At 64.0% G+C, this 17,475-nt stretch carries 19 protein-coding genes; 8 read left to right on the top strand and 11 right to left on the bottom strand.

Features of this window, described 5'->3' with window-relative positions; genetic code table 11:
• Nucleotides 1-191 precede the first annotated feature (191 nt).
• From C4K40_RS24960 to C4K40_RS24940, 5 genes are all read left to right on the top strand, one after another.
• On the top strand, nt 192-1,538 hold the full coding sequence (locus C4K40_RS24960) for an HD domain-containing phosphohydrolase (RefSeq protein WP_053131718.1): 1,347 nt from the start codon (nt 192-194) through the stop codon (nt 1,536-1,538).
• Nucleotides 1,539-1,625: 87 nt separating this feature from the next.
• Nucleotides 1,626-2,057: an NUDIX domain-containing protein gene (locus C4K40_RS24955; RefSeq protein WP_053131715.1), complete on the top strand. Its 432-nt coding sequence runs from the start codon at nt 1,626-1,628 to the stop codon at nt 2,055-2,057.
• Between the two features lie 23 nt (nt 2,058-2,080).
• Nucleotides 2,081-2,719: a LysE family translocator gene (locus C4K40_RS24950; RefSeq protein ID WP_022643459.1), complete on the top strand. Its 639-nt coding sequence runs from the start codon at nt 2,081-2,083 to the stop codon at nt 2,717-2,719.
• A 16-nt stretch (nt 2,720-2,735) separates the two neighbouring features.
• Complete coding sequence (locus C4K40_RS24945; RefSeq protein WP_022643458.1) at nt 2,736-3,101, top strand: nuclear transport factor 2 family protein; 366 nt, start codon at nt 2,736-2,738, stop codon at nt 3,099-3,101.
• A gap of 2 nt (nt 3,102-3,103) precedes the next feature.
• Nucleotides 3,104-3,613: a GNAT family N-acetyltransferase gene (locus C4K40_RS24940; protein WP_031321378.1), complete on the top strand. Its 510-nt coding sequence runs from the start codon at nt 3,104-3,106 to the stop codon at nt 3,611-3,613.
• Between the two features lie 24 nt (nt 3,614-3,637).
• Here the strand turns inward: C4K40_RS24940 and metR are convergent, their stop codons facing one another.
• Entirely contained in the window at nt 3,638-4,555 is a 918-nt protein-coding gene (gene metR, locus C4K40_RS24935) for a transcriptional regulator MetR (protein ID WP_053131712.1), read from the bottom strand.
• A 233-nt stretch (nt 4,556-4,788) separates the two neighbouring features.
• Between metR and C4K40_RS24930 the strand changes: the two genes are divergently transcribed.
• Nucleotides 4,789-5,823, top strand: coding sequence for an alpha/beta fold hydrolase (locus C4K40_RS24930; protein ID WP_053131711.1), 1,035 nt, complete (start codon nt 4,789-4,791; stop codon nt 5,821-5,823).
• Between the two features lie 71 nt (nt 5,824-5,894).
• Here C4K40_RS24930 and C4K40_RS24925 read toward each other — a convergent pair whose 3' ends face one another.
• The 6 genes from C4K40_RS24925 to C4K40_RS24900 are packed head-to-tail and all read right to left on the bottom strand — an operon-like array spanning nt 5,895 to nt 13,144.
• Complete coding sequence (locus C4K40_RS24925) at nt 5,895-7,292, bottom strand: sigma-54 dependent transcriptional regulator (RefSeq protein WP_053131708.1); 1,398 nt, start codon at nt 7,290-7,292, stop codon at nt 5,895-5,897.
• Nucleotides 7,282-9,060: an ATP-binding protein gene (locus tag C4K40_RS24920; RefSeq protein WP_053131705.1), complete on the bottom strand. Its 1,779-nt coding sequence runs from the start codon at nt 9,058-9,060 to the stop codon at nt 7,282-7,284. The genes C4K40_RS24925 and C4K40_RS24920 overlap by 11 nt, the downstream gene beginning before the upstream one ends.
• Nucleotides 9,057-10,184, bottom strand: a complete 1,128-nt coding sequence (locus C4K40_RS24915) for a GNAT family N-acetyltransferase (protein WP_053131702.1) — start codon at nt 10,182-10,184, stop codon at nt 9,057-9,059. Before C4K40_RS24915 ends, C4K40_RS24920 begins: the two co-directional genes overlap by 4 nt.
• A 14-nt stretch (nt 10,185-10,198) precedes the next feature.
• Nucleotides 10,199-11,065, bottom strand: a complete 867-nt coding sequence (locus C4K40_RS24910) for a carboxylesterase (RefSeq protein WP_022640641.1) — start codon at nt 11,063-11,065, stop codon at nt 10,199-10,201.
• Nucleotides 11,062-12,456 (bottom strand): aspartate aminotransferase family protein, encoded by a 1,395-nt coding sequence (locus tag C4K40_RS24905; protein ID WP_022640640.1) that lies wholly within the window; start codon nt 12,454-12,456, stop codon nt 11,062-11,064. Before C4K40_RS24905 ends, C4K40_RS24910 begins: the two co-directional genes overlap by 4 nt.
• Nucleotides 12,449-13,144 (bottom strand): HAD-IB family phosphatase, encoded by a 696-nt coding sequence (locus tag C4K40_RS24900; protein ID WP_022640639.1) that lies wholly within the window; start codon nt 13,142-13,144, stop codon nt 12,449-12,451. The genes C4K40_RS24905 and C4K40_RS24900 overlap by 8 nt, the downstream gene beginning before the upstream one ends.
• Nucleotides 13,145-13,373: 229 nt before the next feature.
• Between C4K40_RS24900 and C4K40_RS24895 the strand changes: the two genes are divergently transcribed.
• Entirely contained in the window at nt 13,374-14,144 is a 771-nt protein-coding gene (locus C4K40_RS24895; RefSeq protein WP_053131700.1) for a MipA/OmpV family protein, read from the top strand.
• Between the two features lie 112 nt (nt 14,145-14,256).
• Nucleotides 14,257-15,120 carry a fatty acid desaturase gene (locus C4K40_RS24890; protein ID WP_022640637.1) on the top strand — a complete coding sequence of 288 codons (864 nt, stop codon included), beginning with the start codon at nt 14,257-14,259 and terminating at the stop codon, nt 15,118-15,120.
• Between the two features lie 167 nt (nt 15,121-15,287).
• Here C4K40_RS24890 and C4K40_RS24885 read toward each other — a convergent pair whose 3' ends face one another.
• From C4K40_RS24885 to C4K40_RS24870, 4 genes are all read right to left on the bottom strand, one after another.
• A complete protein-coding gene (locus C4K40_RS24885; protein ID WP_022640636.1) occupies nt 15,288-15,689 on the bottom strand; it encodes an EamA family transporter in 402 nt (133 codons plus the stop codon).
• A gap of 31 nt (nt 15,690-15,720) precedes the next feature.
• Complete coding sequence (locus C4K40_RS24880) at nt 15,721-16,095, bottom strand: transporter (RefSeq protein ID WP_053131697.1); 375 nt, start codon at nt 16,093-16,095, stop codon at nt 15,721-15,723.
• Entirely contained in the window at nt 16,092-17,012 is a 921-nt protein-coding gene (locus C4K40_RS24875) for an arginase (protein ID WP_053131694.1), read from the bottom strand. The genes C4K40_RS24880 and C4K40_RS24875 overlap by 4 nt, the downstream gene beginning before the upstream one ends.
• Nucleotides 17,013-17,139: 127 nt before the next feature.
• Nucleotides 17,140-17,469: a GlpM family protein gene (locus tag C4K40_RS24870; protein ID WP_172681635.1), complete on the bottom strand. Its 330-nt coding sequence runs from the start codon at nt 17,467-17,469 to the stop codon at nt 17,140-17,142.
• Nucleotides 17,470-17,475: the final 6 nt, after the last annotated feature.

Below are 17,475 nucleotides of genomic sequence, written 5' to 3'. Positions count from 1 at the left end.
CCGGCAGCGCCCCTCGCCACTGGCCAGGGGCGTCGCTGAACGACAGCGGGACACTGTCGCTGGATGAGTGGTGTTAAAAAGCCATCATCGCAATTGGAAATTCTTCTAATCTTCAATCAGGCAGCAAGCTTCGTTGTTGCCGGCACACGCAATGATGGACGCGTGCATCAACGTTGACCCGAGGTGTCCCCATGGGTGATCCGGACGTTGTCACAGTCTCCCGCTTGCCCGGGGTCCTGCTGGTGGACGCCCAGGACCTGGTCCTGCAACGCCTGCGCCAGTTGCTCAGCCCCCATCCCTATGCACTGCATTTTGCCCGGGACGCCATCCAGGCCCTGCACGTGATGGGCCACTGCGAGGTGGACCTGGTGATCAGCGCCGCCCACCTGCCGCAGATGGATGGCCCGGCGCTGCTGGCGCGCATCCACCAGCAGTATCCGGACACCGCACGGATCCTGCTGACCGGTGACCCGGACCCCAGGCTCGTCGCCCGGGCCATCAACGAGGGCGAGATCTATCGCTACCTGAACAAGCCCTGGGACGACCAGGAGTTGCTGCTGGCCCTGCGCCAGGCCCTCGACCACCAGCATGCCGAGCGTGAGCGCCAGCGCCTGGGGCTTCTGGTGCGCCAGCAGAACACTGAGCTCAAGGCGCTCAACGTCCAGTTGCAAAGACGCGTCGCGGCGCGCACCGCCGAGTTGCAGCAGACCGCCGACATGCTCGACCTGGCCTACGAGGAGCTCAAGCACAGCTATGCCACCGGTGCCGAACTGTTTTCCCTGTTGGTCAACCAGCGCCTGCCTCTGGCCAAGCAGACCAATCGGCGGATCATCGAGCTGGTACGTGCCTACTGCACGATCCAGGGGTTGGATGCGATCTTCCAGCGCGACTTGGCCATGGCCGCGGCCTTGCACAACATCGGCAAATTGAGCTGGAGCGATCAGCTGATGACCACCCCGGCCGACCTGCTGCATCACCAGCAACGCGAGCGCTACCGGGCCTATCCGCAACAGAGCGAATCGCTGTTGATGACCCTGGAGCCGGTGCAGGATGCCGCGCGGCTGATCCGTCATCACCAGGAACACTGGGACGGCAGCGGTTTTCCCGATCGGCTCAGGGGCGAGGCTATCCCCCTGGGCTCGCGGGTGCTCAAGCTGGCGGTGGATTTCATCGAGTTGCAGTGCGGCCTGATCCTGGAGCGCCGCATGAACAGCGACGAGGCCCTGGTCTTCATTCGCAAGTACGCCGGGCGCCTGTACGACCCGCAGCTGGTGGAGGGTTTCATCCAGGTGTGCTCGGTGTACCTGTGCGACGTGACCCTGGGCGATCCGTCGGTCCGGGTCCTGGGCACCCGCGAATTGGCGCCGGGCATGATCCTGGCGCGCAACCTCAACGCCGACAACGGCATGTTGCTGCTCAATGCCGGCAAGGTGCTCAACCTGCCGTTGGTGGACAAGCTGATCGCCTTCGAAACCATGGAGGGCGCGCGTTACAGCGTGTTCGTCAAGCTGCCCCGGGAAGAAACCGTGGGCGCCTGAGCGACAGCGAAAGACCATTGCTCGATAGCGTCGGGAGGGCGGCACGTGTGATCCTTGCCCCTTCATTTCCAAGGTCACCCCATCGTCATGCCTGCTTCTTCTGCTGATCCTTCCATCATTCGTATCGCCGCCGCGCTGTTGATCGGCGCCGACGGCCACACCCTGCTGGTGCGCAAGCGCGGCACCCGCGCCTTCATGCAGCCTGGCGGCAAGATCGAGGCCGGCGAGCAGCCGGTGCATGCCCTGGCCCGCGAGCTGGAGGAGGAACTGGGCCTGCGCATCGACCCTGCCCAGGCCCGCTACCTGCAGCAGTTCTCGGCTCCCGCGGCCAATGAGCCCGGCCATGTGGTGCAGGCCGAGGTCTTCCTGATCCGTATCGATACCCCGGTGACTCCGGCAGCGGAGATCGAGGAGGTGCGCTGGATCGATCCGGCCGGCGACGGAGATTTGTTCCTGGCGCCGTTGACACGGGATCTGATCTTGCCGTTTTATCGCCAGTCTCAAGCGACCCTCGCCTGATCGATCACTTGCCAAGGACTGCCATGATTCCACTGCACGACTACCTGATTTTCGTCGCCGCTTCCCTGTTGATGGTGCTGACCCCCGGGCCGAACATGATCTACCTGATCTCCCGTTCGATCTGCCAGGGACGCAAGGCCGGCGTAACCTCGTTGCTGGGCGTGGTGGCGGGATTCTTCGTCCACCTGATGGCCGCCTCCCTGGGGCTCACCGCCGTGTTCATGGCGGTGCCCATGGCTTATGAGGTCCTCAAGTGGGCAGGTGCCCTGTACTTGCTGTGGCTGGCCTGGCAGGCGCTCAAGCCCGGTGCCCGGTCGCCCTTCGAGGCCCAGCAACTACCGGCCGATTCGCCGCGCAAGCTGATGACCATGGGCTTCCTGACCAGTGCCCTGAATCCCAAGATCGCCGTGTTCTACCTATCGATCTTCCCGCAGTTCATCCACCCCGAATACGGTTCGGTATTCACCCAGAGCATCATCCTCGGCCTGACCCAGATCAGCGTGAGTTTCTCGGTGAACCTGCTGATCGCCCTGTTCGCCGCCGGTATCGCCTCCTGGTTCGCCAGCAATCCGACCTGGTTGTCGGTCCAGCGCTATTTCATGGGCTTCGTGCTGGCAGGATTGGCGGTGCGCTTGATGTTCGAACAACGTCGTGCCAACTGAACACAGGAGTAGTGCCATGACAGAGTTTTCCAGCCCCGAGGCCGTGGTCGAGGAGCAACTGCAAGCCTATAACCGCAAGGACCTGGAGGCCTGGCTGGCGACCTATGCCAGGGACGCCCGGCAATACGAGCATCCGGCGACCTTGCTGGCCCGTGGTCATGAAGAGATCCGGGCCCGGGCGCAACTGCGCTTCCAGGAGCCCAACCTGCACGCCCGGCTGCTGCAGCGCTCGGTGATGGGCAATGTGGTCATCGATCATGAACTGATCAGCCGCACTTTCAGCGACGGCACCGGAACCCTGGAAACCGTAGCCATCTATGAAGTGCAGGACGGCAAGATAAAGTCCGCCTCATTCATCACCGGACAGAAGAGCCTCGATTGAACATGCAGATCCAGCGCCTGGTCCCGGAGGATGTCGAGCAGTACCGGGCCTTGATGCTCGAAGCCTACGACCGCCATCCCGAGGCATTCACCTCCAGTGTCCGCGAGCGGGAAAAACTGCCCCTGACCTGGTGGGCCGCGCGCCTGGATGGCGAGTTGGACGTGCTACTGGGGGCCTTCTGCGATGGGCGCCTGGTGGGGGTCGTTGGCCTGGCCTTCGAGCTGCGCGAAAAAGCCCAACACAAGGCGACGCTCTTTGGCTTGTACGTCACCGCCCAACAGCGCAGCAGCGGCCTGGGCCTGCGCCTCGTGCAGGAGCTGCTAGCCGAAGCGGCGGAATACGAAGGCGTGCGCCTGGTGCAACTGACGGTGACGGCGGGCAACGACTCGGCGCTGGCCTTGTACCAGCGCTGCGGTTTCGTCCAGTACGGCCTCGAACCCCTGGCGGTGCGAGTGGGGGATGACTACTTCGACAAGATCCACATGTGGTACCGACTACCGGAGCAAGGCTGAGCCGCCACCGGCAGTTTCGGGCAATCAACGCACCGCGCTGACCCCGTCGAGGGTCGAGAACGAAGTGTCCTTGGCGGTCAGCAGGAAATCACGCATATAGGGCGCGTCCAGCATATCGGTGCGAATCGCCGCGTACAGGGTGGCGAACAGGCCCTTTTCCCCCAGCCGCTTGGCCTTCACATAGCCCCGCGAGCTGTATTCATGCAGCGCCCAATGGGGCATGCCGCACACGCCGCGACCGCTGGCCACCAGCTGCATCATCATCACCGTCAGTTCCGAGGTGCGCACCTGCGCCGGCTCGATGTCCGCCGGCTCCAGGAAGCGGGTGAAGATGTCCAGGCGATCGCGCTCCACCGGATAGGTAATCAGGGTTTCGCTTCGCAGGTCTTCGGGAACTACGTAGGGCTTGCCCGCCAGCGGGTGCTGGTTGGCGACCGCCAGCATGGCCTCGTAGGTGAACAGTGGCACGTAGGTGATCCCGGCCAGGTCCACCGGGTCGGAGGTTACCACCAGGTCCAGGTCGCCACGGGCCAGGGCCGGCAGCGGGGCGAAGGAAAAGCCCGAAGCCAGGTCCAGCTCCACCTCAGGCCAGGCGTCGCGAAACTGGTCGATGGTCGGCATCAGCCACTGGAAGCAGCTGTGGCATTCGATGGCCATGTGCAGGCGCCCGGCGGTGCCGCCGGCCAGTCGCGACAGGTCGCGTTCGGCGCCGCGCAGCAGTGGCAGGGTCGCGTCCGCCAGTTGCAAGAGGCGCAGGCCGGCGCTGGTGAAGCGTACCGGCTTGGTCTTGCGCACGAACAGCGGCATGCCCAGGCGCTCTTCCAACTCCTTGAACTGGTGGGACAGGGCGGACTGGGTCAGGTGCAGGCGTTCGGCGGCTTCGACCAGGCTGTCGGCTTCGCGCAAGGCGTGCAGGGTCTTCAGGTGACGGATCTCGAGCACCGGGCTCTCCATGAGTAAATTTACTGATAAGTGCGAAGGTTGGTGAGTTTGTCTCATGTTTAAGGGGCTGTCGACCACTGGCGCCGCTTTATCCGGGGTTTTGCCCCATGCCGTTCCGGCGGGCACGACCGTCGGGGCAATCTTCATCAAATTGTCACGCAACTGTGGCAGCGCGAATCATCGAACTTCATCAGACTCGCGCTCCACTGGGGTTCTGCGTTTCGGTGTTTTCCATGCGGGCAAGATTTCTTTCAGGTTGTCTCTTGCTGGCCGGGCTATTGCTCGGCCAGTTTGTTTTTGCGTCCGGGCGTTGCGACGTCGATGTGGCGACCCAGCGGGTCGACCTGCCACAGGTGAGCCTGGCGTACCAGAGCATCGGCCGGGCTTCGGATCCGGCCCTGCTGCTGGTCATGGGCCTGGGCGGGCAGTTGATCCATTGGCCGGACGAGGTGGTGGTCGCCCTGTGCCAGCAAGGTTTCCGGGTGATCCGCTATGACAACCGCGACGTCGGCCTGTCCACCTGGCGCCAGGCGCCGGCCAGCGCCAACCTGACGCTCGAAGTGCTGCGCTACAAGCTCGGCCTGCCAGTGGCCGCGCCCTACACCCTGACCGACATGGCCGATGATGCCCTGGGGCTGATGGATGCCCTGCATGTGGAGCAGTTCCATGTGCTGGGGGCGAGCATGGGCGGGATGATCGCCCAGCACCTGGCGGCGATGGCTCCGCAGCGGGTCGAGAGCCTGACCCTGGTGATGACCAGTTCCGGCGCCGAAGGCCTGCCGGCACCCAACGCGGCGCTGGTGCAATTGCTGTCGCGGCGCAATGCGCCCAACCGGGAGGCGGCCCTGGAACAGCAGGCGGACTTGCTGGCGGCCCTGGGCAGCCCCAAGGTGCATGACGATCGCCAGGTATTGCTGCACCAGGCGGCGCTGGCTTATGACCGGGCGTTCAACCCCGAGGGGGTCAAGCGCCAGATCATGGCGATCCTCGCCGAGCCGAGCCGGGTGACCATGCTCAAGCAATTGCGGGTGCCGACCCTGGTGGTCCACGGCACTGCCGATCCGTTGCTGCCGGTGATGCATGGGGTGCATCTGGCCGCGCATATCCAGGGCAGCCAGTTGAAGCTGATCCCGGGGCTGGCCCATCGTTTCCAGGAAGCGTTCAAGGCGCCGCTGCTGGCGGCGGTGCTGCCGTACCTGCAAAGTCATCGCGAAGATACGTCGCACTGGGCGCAGATCGAGCCGCTGGAAGTGGGACGCATGCTCTGAGCCAAGCCTCAAGCGGATAGATTTTCGCTTGCAGCTTGCAGCTTGCAGCTTGCAGCTTGTCGCTGTTCGCGTCAGCGAACGATCTTGTCCACCTGGATCCCGAGTTTCTTCAAGCGATACCAGAAGCTGCGTTCGGAGATGCCGATCATCTGGGCGGCGGCGGCCTGGACGCCGTTGCTCTGGTGCAGGGCCGCGAGGATGTAGGCCTTTTCCACTTCGGCCAGGGCAGCGTCCAGATCGCTGGGCACTTGCGGCCCGACGTTGAGAGCGACGCTGGCGGCTCCCTCCTCGGCACGGGTATCGAACAGGTAGCCCGGCAGGTCGCTTTCCTCGATGGTCTGGCCGGTGGCGACGATGGTCGCCCGCTCCACGCAGTTCTGCAGCTCGCGGATATTGCCCGGCCAGTTGTAGTTGGCCATGGCCTGCAAGGCCTGGGGACTGAAGCCGGTGATGCGCTTGCCGGCGGTGGCCCCCAGGCTGTGGGCGAAATGCCGGGCCAGCGGGCCGATGTCCTCGACGCGCTCGCGCAGGGCCGGCAAGGGAATGGGGAACACATTGAGGCGGTAGTACAGGTCTTCGCGAAACTCCTTGTCGGCCACCGCTTGCAACAGGTCCTTGTTGGTCGCGGCGATCACCCGCACATCGACCTTGCGCTCCCGCGGATCGCCCACCGGCTCGATCACCCGCTCTTGCAGCGCGCGCAGGATCTTGGCTTGCAGGGCCAGGGGCATGTCGCCCACTTCGTCGAGGAACAACGTGCCCTTGTCCGCCTGCTGGAAGCGCCCGACCCGATCGGCCACGGCGCCGGTGAAGGCACCCTTGCGATGGCCGAACATCTCGCTTTCCAGCAAGCCTTCGGGGATGGCCGCGCAATTGACCGCGACGAATGGTTTGCCAGCGCGATTGCCATGCTTGTGGATGGCCCGGGCGACCATTTCCTTGCCGGTGCCGCTTTCGCCGGTGAGCAGGATGGTGGCATTGCTCTCGCGGACCGAGTCCACCGCTTGCAGCACCTGGCGAAAGGCCGGGCTGTCGCCCACCAGGCTGTCGATCTGCTGGTGTTCCTCAAGTTCGGCGCGCATGCGCTGGTTGTCCTTGAGGATGTCGCGAAACTGCAGGGCCTTGCTGACGGTGATGTCCAGCTCGTCGATGTCGAAAGGCTTGGCGATGTAGTCGTAGGCGCCGTTGCGCATGGACTGCACGGCGTTCTTCACGGTGCTGTAGGCGGTCATCACGATCACCGGCAACTGCGGGTAGCGCTGCTTGATCTCGCCCAGCAACTGCGGGCCGTCCATGCCGGGCATGCGCCAGTCGCTGATCACCAGGTCGATATCTTCCTGTTCCAGCACCTTGAGCGCGTGCAGGCCGTTGCCCGCGGTGAACACCTGGATGCCGTTCTGGCCCAGGGCCGAGGACAGCAGGTCACAGAGCTTGGGTTCGTCGTCGACCACCAACAGGTTATGCGTCATCGCGGTCCTCATCATCCTCGTCGTCTTCACCATTGGCCGGAATGTACAGGCTGAAGGTGGCGCCGGCATCCTTTTCGCTGGCGCATTCGATGTGGCCGTCATGACTTTCCAGGATCGAATAGACCTTGGCCAGGCCCAGGCCGGTGCCCGAGGCCTTGGTGGTCACGAATGGCGTGAAGATGCGCTCCAGCATGTCCGGCTCGATGCCCTGGCCGGTATCGCCGATGCTGATGATGGTTTCGTCCTCCTGCTGGGCGATGCCCAGGGTCAGGCGGCCGCCTTCGGGCATGGCGTCGATGGCATTGAGGATCAGGTTCAGGCAGGCCTGCTTGAGCTGGCGGGCGTCGGCGTGGATGGTCGCGCCCGGGGCCAGGTCCTCGATGCGTGCGTCGATGTTGTGGGTCGCCAGTTCCGGGCCGCAGAACCCCAGCAGCTCCTCGAGCAGGGGGCGCGCCGGCTGGGTGGCGCGGATCGGTGCGCTGGGCTTGGCGAAGTCGAGGAACTCGGTGATCAGGTCGTTGATCCGGCTGACTTCGCTGATCACGTATTCCAGGTGGCGCTTGTCGTTCTCGGGCAGGTCGGCCCTGCGGTGCAGCAGTTGGGTGGCGGTCTTGATGATGCCCAGCGGATTGCGGATCTCGTGGGCCAGGCCCATGGCGACCTCGCCCAGGGCATGCAGGCGGTCACGGCGGCGCAGTTGCCCCTCCAGGTGTTGCAACTCGCCCAGGCGCTCGGTCATGTGGTTGAAGGTGCTGCTCAGTTCCGCCAGCTCGTCGCCGCCGATCACCGGCACCCGTTGCCGGTAGTCGCCGCTGATCACCGCCTGTACGCCCTTGGACAAGCCCCGCAGGGGCCGGGTCAGGCGTTGCGACACCAGCCAGCCGACGCACAGCGAGGCCGCCGAGCTGAGGAGGAAGATCAGGATGAACAGGTTGCTCTGGTTGACTAGGCCCACCAGGCTGCTGTGGCGCAGCAGGCCGCTGAAGATCACTCCCACCAGGTCGCCGCTGTCGTTGAAGATCGGCCGGTACAGTCCGCTGTAGCGGCTGGTGAACTGCTCGGTGGGTTGGCGCGTGGTGCGCAGGATGTCCTCGATCCGGTGCGGTACCTGTGGCGGGTGGTCCTCGAAGCGCTGGGTGGCGAAGATTTCCGAGAAGTCGTCGGCCTTGGCCAGGTACAGGCGCAGGTCCAGGGAGTGCACGTCGGCCACGCTGGTGAGGAAGCTGGCGTCCAGGTAGGTGGCGATCAACAACTGGTAGTCGACGCCGTCGAGGTTGGTCTGGAAGGTCGAGACCACCACGCCGGTGGCCGCACCGCCGACCTGGATGGTCTGCAACACGGCGTTGGAAGCGGTGCTGATCTGCCCGACCACATCGTCGGCGGCGGTGGTGAACATCACCTTGTGGTCGCTCTTGCGAATCAGCGCCACTACATCGATGCCCATGGAGTCGGCGATATCGGCGGTGAGCTTGTCATGCTTGGCTGCGTTGCGTTCCCCCGGGGGCCGGGTGTAGCGCAGGAACAGCTGGGCGATCCGGGCGTTGTCGCGCAGGATTTCGGTGATCTCGTCCTCGACGATCTTGGTGGATTCCTGCAGCCAGATCCGCACGTTGCTGTCGAAGATTTCCGACAACGTGGTGGCCGCCAGCTCGGCGGCGATCATGGTGGGAATCACGCTGACCAGCCAGAACGCCAGCACCAGCTTGCGCTGCAGGCTCCAGCGGGAGATGGCGAAGGGGCGGGGAGGACGACGATCTTTTCTGGTCATGTACTTTCGCTTATTGCAGCGGCCATGGCGGGGTCGGAGCGATCCGGGCGGACAAAGCGTTTTATCACCTTCAGCAACGCGTTGAGCAAGGGATTGCGGTGGCGGAAAAACAGCATGTTAGCGGTGAAATGGCAGCCCAGGCGCAATTTGCTCGCATAACCTGCCTGGCCGCACTCGTACAGCGGGATGCGCTGCTGGATGCAGTAGTCGACGTTGGCCAGCCAGCTGCGAAAATACAGGTTGTGCTCGCGGGTGACATCCAGGTCGTGGGCGAAGAACTTGTCGATCAGCCGATGCTGGTCGATGAGCACCAGGTTGAACGCCACCAGTTGCTCCCCGACCCAGTACAGGACGCAGGCGGCCCGTTCACCCAGCTGTTCGAGGATGCCGGTGAAGTACTCCGCCGGCAGGCGTTCGAACTGCAGGTCGGCGCGGTTCAGGGTCGCCTCGTACAGGCGCATGATGTCCGGTAGCACGTCATCGATCCGCTGCCGCCACTCGATGCGCGGCGCCGGCGCCCGGAGCTTGCGGCGCAGGTCCTTGCGGGTGGACTTGCCCAGGGTGCCCAGGTAGGCGTCGATGGAGGCGAAGGGTATCGGCAGCAGGGCGCTGGGCAGGCTCGGCATCGCCTGCAGCCCGGCGGCCAGGCAACTGGCGGCCCATTGCCGGTCGTGGCTGGCGGCGTCCTTGACCGCCATCAGGCCGATGCCGAAGCTGTCGGCGTCGGCCCGGGCCAGCTTCAGCAACTCGTCCAGCAGGGCTTGGCGGCGTTCGGCCGGTACATGGCTGGCGGTGCCGACATTGCACTGTTCGGCCACTGGCGAGCCGATGGCGTACAGGCGCAGTTGCAGGACCCCGGGCCATTGGCGTTCCAGGCGCTCGGTGAAGCGCTTGGCCAGCCCCGAAACCGTGGTATCGAGCCGGTACTGGGTGGTGAAGGCCGGCGCCACCGCCACCAGGGTCGATCCCTCGTAGACCGCCAGGTAGCGCCAGCGGAAATCGGCGATGGCGGCTTTTTCCACGGCCAGGTAATAGTCCCAATCCTCCAGGGCCCCTGGAAAACAGTCGTTCCAGGCACTGCGTTCGATGGCCTGTATGGTTGAAAAGGCTTGGGCGGTAATCACGTCTCGTCCTTAAGTCACGCCAGCTGTCGATAGTCTTCGCGCAGGCTCGGGCTGGTCACCCGTTGCTGGATGAAGTCGGCGCTCAGCTCGATCACCCGCTGGTATTGCAGGTCCACGGTGATCATGTGGTAGCAGTTGTCCAGGAGGATCTTGGTCACCGGGCCGCCGAGCTTGCGCTCCACGTAGTCGGCATTCCAGGTACTGGTGATGTCGTCTTCGCTGGAGTGCAGGACCAGGGCCGGGGTCATGATCGACGGCATGCGTTTCTTGACCACGGCGTTCATCCGGTGCAACTCGCGCACCGTCACGCCCTCCATGGTCAGGAGTCCGGCATCGCTGCTGGCGCCGGCCTTCATCTGCTTCTCGACGATGGCCCGCAGGCGTTCGTTCTTGATGCCGTAGGGTGGTTTTTCCTCGAAGCGGCAGATATGCACGCCGAACGGGATCTTCATCAGCAGCGGGGTCAGGAATGCCAGCTTGTTGATGCTCCAGCCGTCGTACTTGAGGGTGGTGGAATACATCAGCAGGCCGCTGATCCGCCCCGGATGCTCGGAGGCCAGGTACATCGACATCACCGCGCCCATGGACAGGCCGCCGACGAACACCTGCTCGTGGCGTTGCTGCATGGCGGCGAAGGTCTTGCGCACGCCTTGGTACCAGTCCTGCCAGCCGGTGGCCTGCAGGTCGCTGTTGTCCCCGCAGTGCCCGGGCAGGGTCGGTACGTACACGGTGCACGTACCGTCCTTGGCCAGGCCCTGGGCCACCCGACGGAGTTCCGTCGGGGTGCCGGTCAGGCCGTGGATCAACAAGATCCCGACCTGACCCGTGCCGAGAACGAAGCCGGCGTCGCCTTCGCCCAGATCGATCTCAGCCATGCTCATCGCTTCATGGCCCGATCCAGCAGGCGGTCCAGCAGGGCCAGCCCCAGATCGATTTCCGCGTAGCTGATTTCCAGCGATGGCGCCAGGGTGATCACGTTCTTGTAGTAGCCGCCCACGTCGAGGATCAGGCCCAGGCGCTGGCCGTCGATGACGATGTCGCCCTTCATGCCTTCCTCGACCATGTAGTCCAGGGTCGCCTTGTCCGGGGTGAAGCCGTCTGTGGTGCAGATCTCGCAGCGCAGGGCCAGGCCCAGGCCGTCGACGTCGCCGATGATCGGGTAGCGCTTCTGCAGGTCCTTGAGGCCTTCGAGGAAGTACTTGCCCTTCTCCATGACCATCGCGCCGTAGTCGATCTCGCTGGTCATCTTGAACATTTCCAGGCCCACGGCGGTGCCCAGCGGGTTGGAGGCGAAGGTGGAGTGGGTCGAGCCTGGCGGGAACACGCCCGGGTTGATCAGCTCTTCACGGGCCCAGATGCCGCCCAGCGGGTTGAGGCCGTTGGTCAGTGCCTTGCCGAACACGATCACGTCAGGCTGGACGTCGAAGTGCTCGATCGACCACAGCTTGCCGGTACGGTAGAAGCCCATCTGGATTTCGTCGACCACCAGCAGGATGCCGTGCTGATCCAGTACTTGCTTGAGCTCGCGGTAGAAGTTCATCGGCGGGATCACGTAGCCGCCGGTGCCCTGGATCGGCTCGGCGTAGAATGCTGCGTATTCGCTCTGGCCGACCTTCGGGTCCCAGACCCCGTTGTATTCGGTTTCGAACAGACGGGCGAACTGCTTCACGCAGTGGCTGCCGTACTCTTCCTTGGTCATGCCTTTAGGGCCGCGGAAGTGGTACGGGAACGGAATGAACTGCGCACGCTCGCCGAAGTGGCCGTAGCGGCGGCGGTAGCGGTAGCTGGAGGTGATGGACGAGGCGCCCAGGGTACGACCGTGGTAGCCGCCTTCGAAGGCGAACATCAGGCTCTTGCCGTTGCTGGCGTTACGCACGACTTTCAGCGAGTCCTCGACGGACTGCGAACCACCGACGTTGAAGTGCACGCGACCGTCGAGGCCGAACTTCTTCTTGGCGTCGACCGCGATCATTTCCGACAGCTCGATCTTGCCTTTGTGCAGGTACTGGCTGGCGATCTGCGGCAGGGTGTCGATCTGCTGCTTCAAGGCGTTGTTCAGGCGCGGGTTGGCGTAGCCGAAGTTCACCGCCGAGTACCACATCTGCAGGTCGAGGTAGGCCTGGTCTTCGGTATCCCAGACGTAGGAGCCTTCGCAGCGGCTGAAGATGCGCGGGGGTTCGATGTAGTGGACGGTATCGCCGTAGGAGCAGTACTTGGCTTCTTTTTCCAGAAGGACCTGGTCTTCTGCGGTAGCGATGCGGATATCAGACATGGTGGAAGAGTTCCTGGGTTTCAAGAGAGAAAGTGGTGGCGTTGGCGGCTTCGCGCGGCAGCTTGGCCAGCAGCGCCGGCAGTTCGGCGAAGGAGTCGAAGCGCGCGTAGGGAATGGCGTTGCGTTCGCAGTACTCGGCCAGGCGGCCCTTGGCGAAGACGAAGTCGGCGGTGGAGGCCACGCACATGTCGGACTGGCCATCGCCGATCACCAGCACGCGTTTGCCGCGCGGGGTGGACTTGCACTTGCAGTTGCCGGAAGCGGCCCGGCAAGCGTCGCTGGAATAGGGGAAGTCGATGCGCCAGCTGTTGTGGTCGACCTGGCGCAGGCGGTTGGCGAGGATCGGCAGCAGGGTCACGTAGTTGCGCGCCAGGATGCGGGCGATACCCTGTTCGATGCCGTCGCTGACCACTTCGATGGTGGCGCCCAGGCCGATCACATGGTCGACGAAGTCAGGGAAGTCGGGGTCGATCTCGACACTGTCGAAATAGCCCAGCAATTCGGCGGGCGAGGCCTTGACCAGGGCCAGTTGGCGACTGAGGCATTCCCGGGAGCCGATATGACCGTCCAGCCACTCTTGCTCGATGGTTTCCCAGCTTGGGTCGGCGAAGCGTTGGAGGACGTTATCGATCACGTCGGCGCGGGAGATGGTCCCGTCGAAGTCACATACGATATGCCAGTGCATCATCTGCTGTTACCTGTTGAATAAGAGCGTTGTGTACGCTTGTGGCAGAGGTAGAGCAGGGACTGTGCCAAGTAGGGGAAACCCAGCGGGGCTGGGGCCTTGGCTGGCGAATGGGGCGATTTGTAGCTTGGTAGCTACAATTTTTGTAGCTTGCTACAAACAACATCAGTGCTTGCGCTCGAGGCTGTCCGTGGTGATTGATGCGCGCATTTACAGATAAGGAATTTCATTCATGCCAAGGTTCACCTTCCCCTCCCTCCTGGCCGGCCTGCTGTCGCTGGGCCTTGCCTGTAGCGCCTGGGGCGACTCCGGTATCACTGGCGAAGTGGGCCTGGGCATCGGCTACCAACCCCACGACCCTACGGCCAGCCGCTACGACACCACGCCCTTGCCCTACCTGGACCTGGACTGGGGCGATGTCAGCCTGAGCACCGACGACGGCCTGACCTGGGATGCCTTCAAGAGCAATGGCTGGAGTGCCGGGCCCTACATCAATTACCTGCAGGGGCGTAATGCCGACGGCTCGTTGCGCGGGTTGCGGGACGTGCCGGACATGGCCGACGTCGGTGGTTTCGTGCAGTACGCCCCGGACGATTTCTGGCGCGTGTTCGCCGCCGTGGGCCAGGCCGTGGGCGGCTCCGGTGGCCAGGGCGGCATGCTGGGCAAGGTGGGCGCCGAGATCGGCTACCCCTTGGGCATGGGCATCATCGGCAGCAACAACCTGACCCTGCACTTTGCCGATGCCCGGCAGAACCAGACCTTCTTCGGTGTCAGCACCAAGGAGTTCCTGGCCTCTGGCATCCAGCACTATGACGCCGGCGGTGGCCTGCAGAACTTCACCCTGACCCAGAACATCCAGGTCCCGCTGGGGCGCAACTGGTCGCTGGTGGCCAGCGCCAGCTGGATCCGCCTGGTCAACTCGGCGGCCGACAGCACCATCGTGCGCGACAAGGGCCACGTCAACCAGGGACAAGTACAGACCGCCATCAGCTACCGTTTCTGAGGGCTTTGCGGCCTGGAGCCCGGGGCTGGACCAGCCACGGGCGCCGCCAGGAGGAAAACTGGTCTGGCCTTTGCAACAGGCGCCATGAATTCAATTTCTCAGGAAGTTCTTCATGGCCCGTCCTGCCTATCGTTTGCTCGCCTATTCCCTCTGGGACCTGATCCCGATCGTCATGGCCCTGGCGCATTTCGCCTTCGTCCTGTGGCTGGTGCTGGATTTCCACGCGCTGTCCTGGTGGATCATCATCCCGGCCGCGCTGCTGTACGCCGTCAGCCTGTCGTGGAGTATCAACAGCATTTCCCACAATCAGATCCACAACGCCTACTTCACGCCCTCCTGGATGAACCGCGCCTTCGACCTGCTGCTGTCGGTGACCATCGGTTTTTCCCAGACCCTGTACCGCGACATCCATAACCGCCACCACCGGGGCAACTCCGACCTGCCGGACGCCAATGGCAAGACCGTCGATCCGCTGTCGATCTACCTGCATGGCAAGAACGGCCAGCCGGACAACCCATGGGCTTACACCTTCCTCAGTTTCTTTCGCGATGACCCGAAGGAGATCTACCAGCAAATGCAGCGCAAGCGCCCGGACGATGCCCGCTGGGTGAAAGTGGAAGTCGCCGTGACCGTGGCCTTCTACCTGGCCCTGGCGCTCTTCGACTGGCACGCGGTGCTGGTGCTGTTGCCGTTCTGGTACCTGGGTCAGTCGCTGTCGTCGCTCAATGGCTACTACGAGCACCTGGGCGGCAATCCCGACCTGCCGATCGCCTGGGGCGTGAGTTCCTACAGCCCGCTGTACAACCTGATCTGGATGAACAACGGCTACCACGCCGAGCACCACTACCGGCCGAAGATGCACTGGACCAAGGTCAAGGCCTTCCATCGCCAGATTCGCGAGGAACAGCGTGCGGCGGGGGTGAAAGTGATCCCGGTGTCCCACGGACTGGGCTTTTTGGTTTCCCACCGCAAGTAACCTGTAGCTGCCGCCGAAGGCTGCGCACGACCGCGCAGCTGACGCAGGAGGCTGAAGTCTGAAGGTCCTGATGACCTTGTCGCAGCCTGGCGGCAGCGGCTACACGAAGCCGATCCTGTATCGCTGCCGAAGGCTGTGCACGCCCGCGCAGCGGGCGCAGGGTGTTTTCAGGCTTTCTCGCCTTCGGCCAGCAGGGCGATCCCGCCCATGATCACGAAGACCCCGAGCCAGTGCAGCGGGTTGATCTGCTCGCCCAGCATCAGCCACGAGCCCAGCAGCACCACCACATACACCAGGGCGCTCAGGGGAAAGGCCAGGGAGAGGCTGCTGCGCCGCAGGATCAGCATCCAGACGAAGAATGCACCGATGTAGCAGGCGATCGCCGTCAGCACCCCGGGATTGGCGACGACCGCCGCCAGCCATTGCAGGCTGAAATCCATCTGTCCCAGTTGGTCGCCGCCGACCTTGGTGGCGATCTGGCCGGCCCCTTCGAAACTGATCAACAAGAACCACAGCAGCAGGGTACCCAGGCGCCCATGCAGCCAGTCGTTAGCTTGGTTCGAACTCATGAAGCGTTTCCTTGTATCGGTTGGACAGGGCTCAGGTACTGGCGACGCAGACCAGCATCACGCCGGCGGTGATTACCAGGGTGCCGAGCCAGCGCCGGCGGCTGACGGTTTCCCCCAGCACCACCTTGCCCGCCAGCACCACTCCGCAATAACCCAGGGCCGCAGCCGGGAACAGCAGGCTCAGGGGGGCCCGGGACAGGGCCTCGAGCCAGACGAAAAACTCCACCACGTAGGCGCCTACCCCGCACCACAGCAGAGGGGCGTTGAACACCTGTCCCCAGAAGGCGTTCAGGCGAAAGCCCCCCTCCAGTTCCGGCAAGCGGTCCAGGCCCAGCTTGAAACACAACTGGCCGATCACATCCAGGAGGATGGAAAAGGCCACCAGCAACACGACGGTCAAGGTCATGGGAACAGCTCCTCGAACAGCGAAATCAGGGCTTCATTGGTCACCGAGTTGCGCAGCAGATCCTCCTGGCTCCAGCGTTCGGGCGGTGGCTGGTCGGACTTGGCCTCCCAGCGCTTGAAGGCATTGCTGAAGGCCGGTTGGGCGAATTCGCCGCAAACATCGATACCCAGTATCCGTTTGCGCGCGGCCAGGGCGCGGATGGCTTGCAGCAGGTGTTCCAGGCGCATGCCGCCCTGGTCCCAGTTGGTGGCGGCGTCCTCGCTGGCCAGCACGTCCTTGTCGATGGTGATCCAGACCGCCGCAGTGGGCAGGCTGGCGATCATGCCGTCGAGGAAGTCCGTCCAGTCCTGCTGGGCCAGGTTGCGCCAGTGCAGGTGCTGGTCTTGCTGCTGGTGCCCGGCGCCATCGCCGACCCGGCCCCAGACCCGGGAGGGTTCGTGCTGCCAGGGGAACAATTGCAACTTGCCGTGCTTCAAGGCACCGAGGTTGCCGCCGCGCAGTTGCGGGTTGTGCAGGTCTTCGCTGCAGGGCCCCAGGGTGACGATGCGCTGGATATTGGGCAGTTGCAGCGCCCGGTTGACCCAGGATCCGCAATGCCGGCGTGGGGCGAAGCGCACCCAGTCCGGATGGTTGTCGAAGTGGATCAGGCTCACCGGCTCCGGCAGATTGCGCAGGAAGGCCGGGGTCAGGTGGTGATAGTCGCCGGAGCCGACGAAGAAGATTTCCGGCTGCGGGCCGCTATGTCGGGGCCGCCGTTCGAGGCGCTCGATGAATTGGCGATAGGTGCGCTCGGTGGACCAGAGCCGCAGCCTGGGGCCCAGGTCCAGCAGGTCGATGCGTTGCGCCTGGCCACTTTGCAGGCGCCGGGTGATGGGCTCCTGGGCGGTCAGGCTGTGGTCGAGATCTAGAATGTTCAAGGTGTACTTTACCCATGGCAGCGCCCCCCGGAAAACTGCGTGATCAGGCTAAAACGCAGGCCGGGTGGGCTTTGCCGGGTAAATGCAAGGGTCGGGCCAGGGCGCATGCGGCCCTGCCCGGAGGGGCTCAGGCGTGGACCCGGACCCAGACGCCGACCAGGATGCTGGCGGCCATCAGCCAGGCCACCGCGGCCACCGCCAGGGAGGCCTCCAGGCGCAGGCGGTCGACCATCAAGTACAGGGTCGCCAGGTAGACGAAATAGGGAATGATCGACCACATGCCGAACAGGATGGTGGTCTTCAGGTCGTCCAGCGAACGGCCTTTGCCGACGATGTAGTGAGCGATCAGGGCGAAGGTCGGGAACAGCGGTACCAGCCCGGCGATGTAGTAGTTACGGGTCTTGGCCAGGGCCGAGAGAATGACCACTACAGCCGCGCCCAGCGCGGCTTTCAACAACAGATC

Origin of the sequence: Pseudomonas sp. CMR5c, assembly GCF_003850545.1 — a bacterium.
Classification (GTDB): domain Bacteria; phylum Pseudomonadota; class Gammaproteobacteria; order Pseudomonadales; family Pseudomonadaceae; genus Aquipseudomonas; species Aquipseudomonas piscis.
Note: the sequence above shows the minus strand (reverse complement) of the source record. Positions and strands in the feature narration are given on the sequence as shown.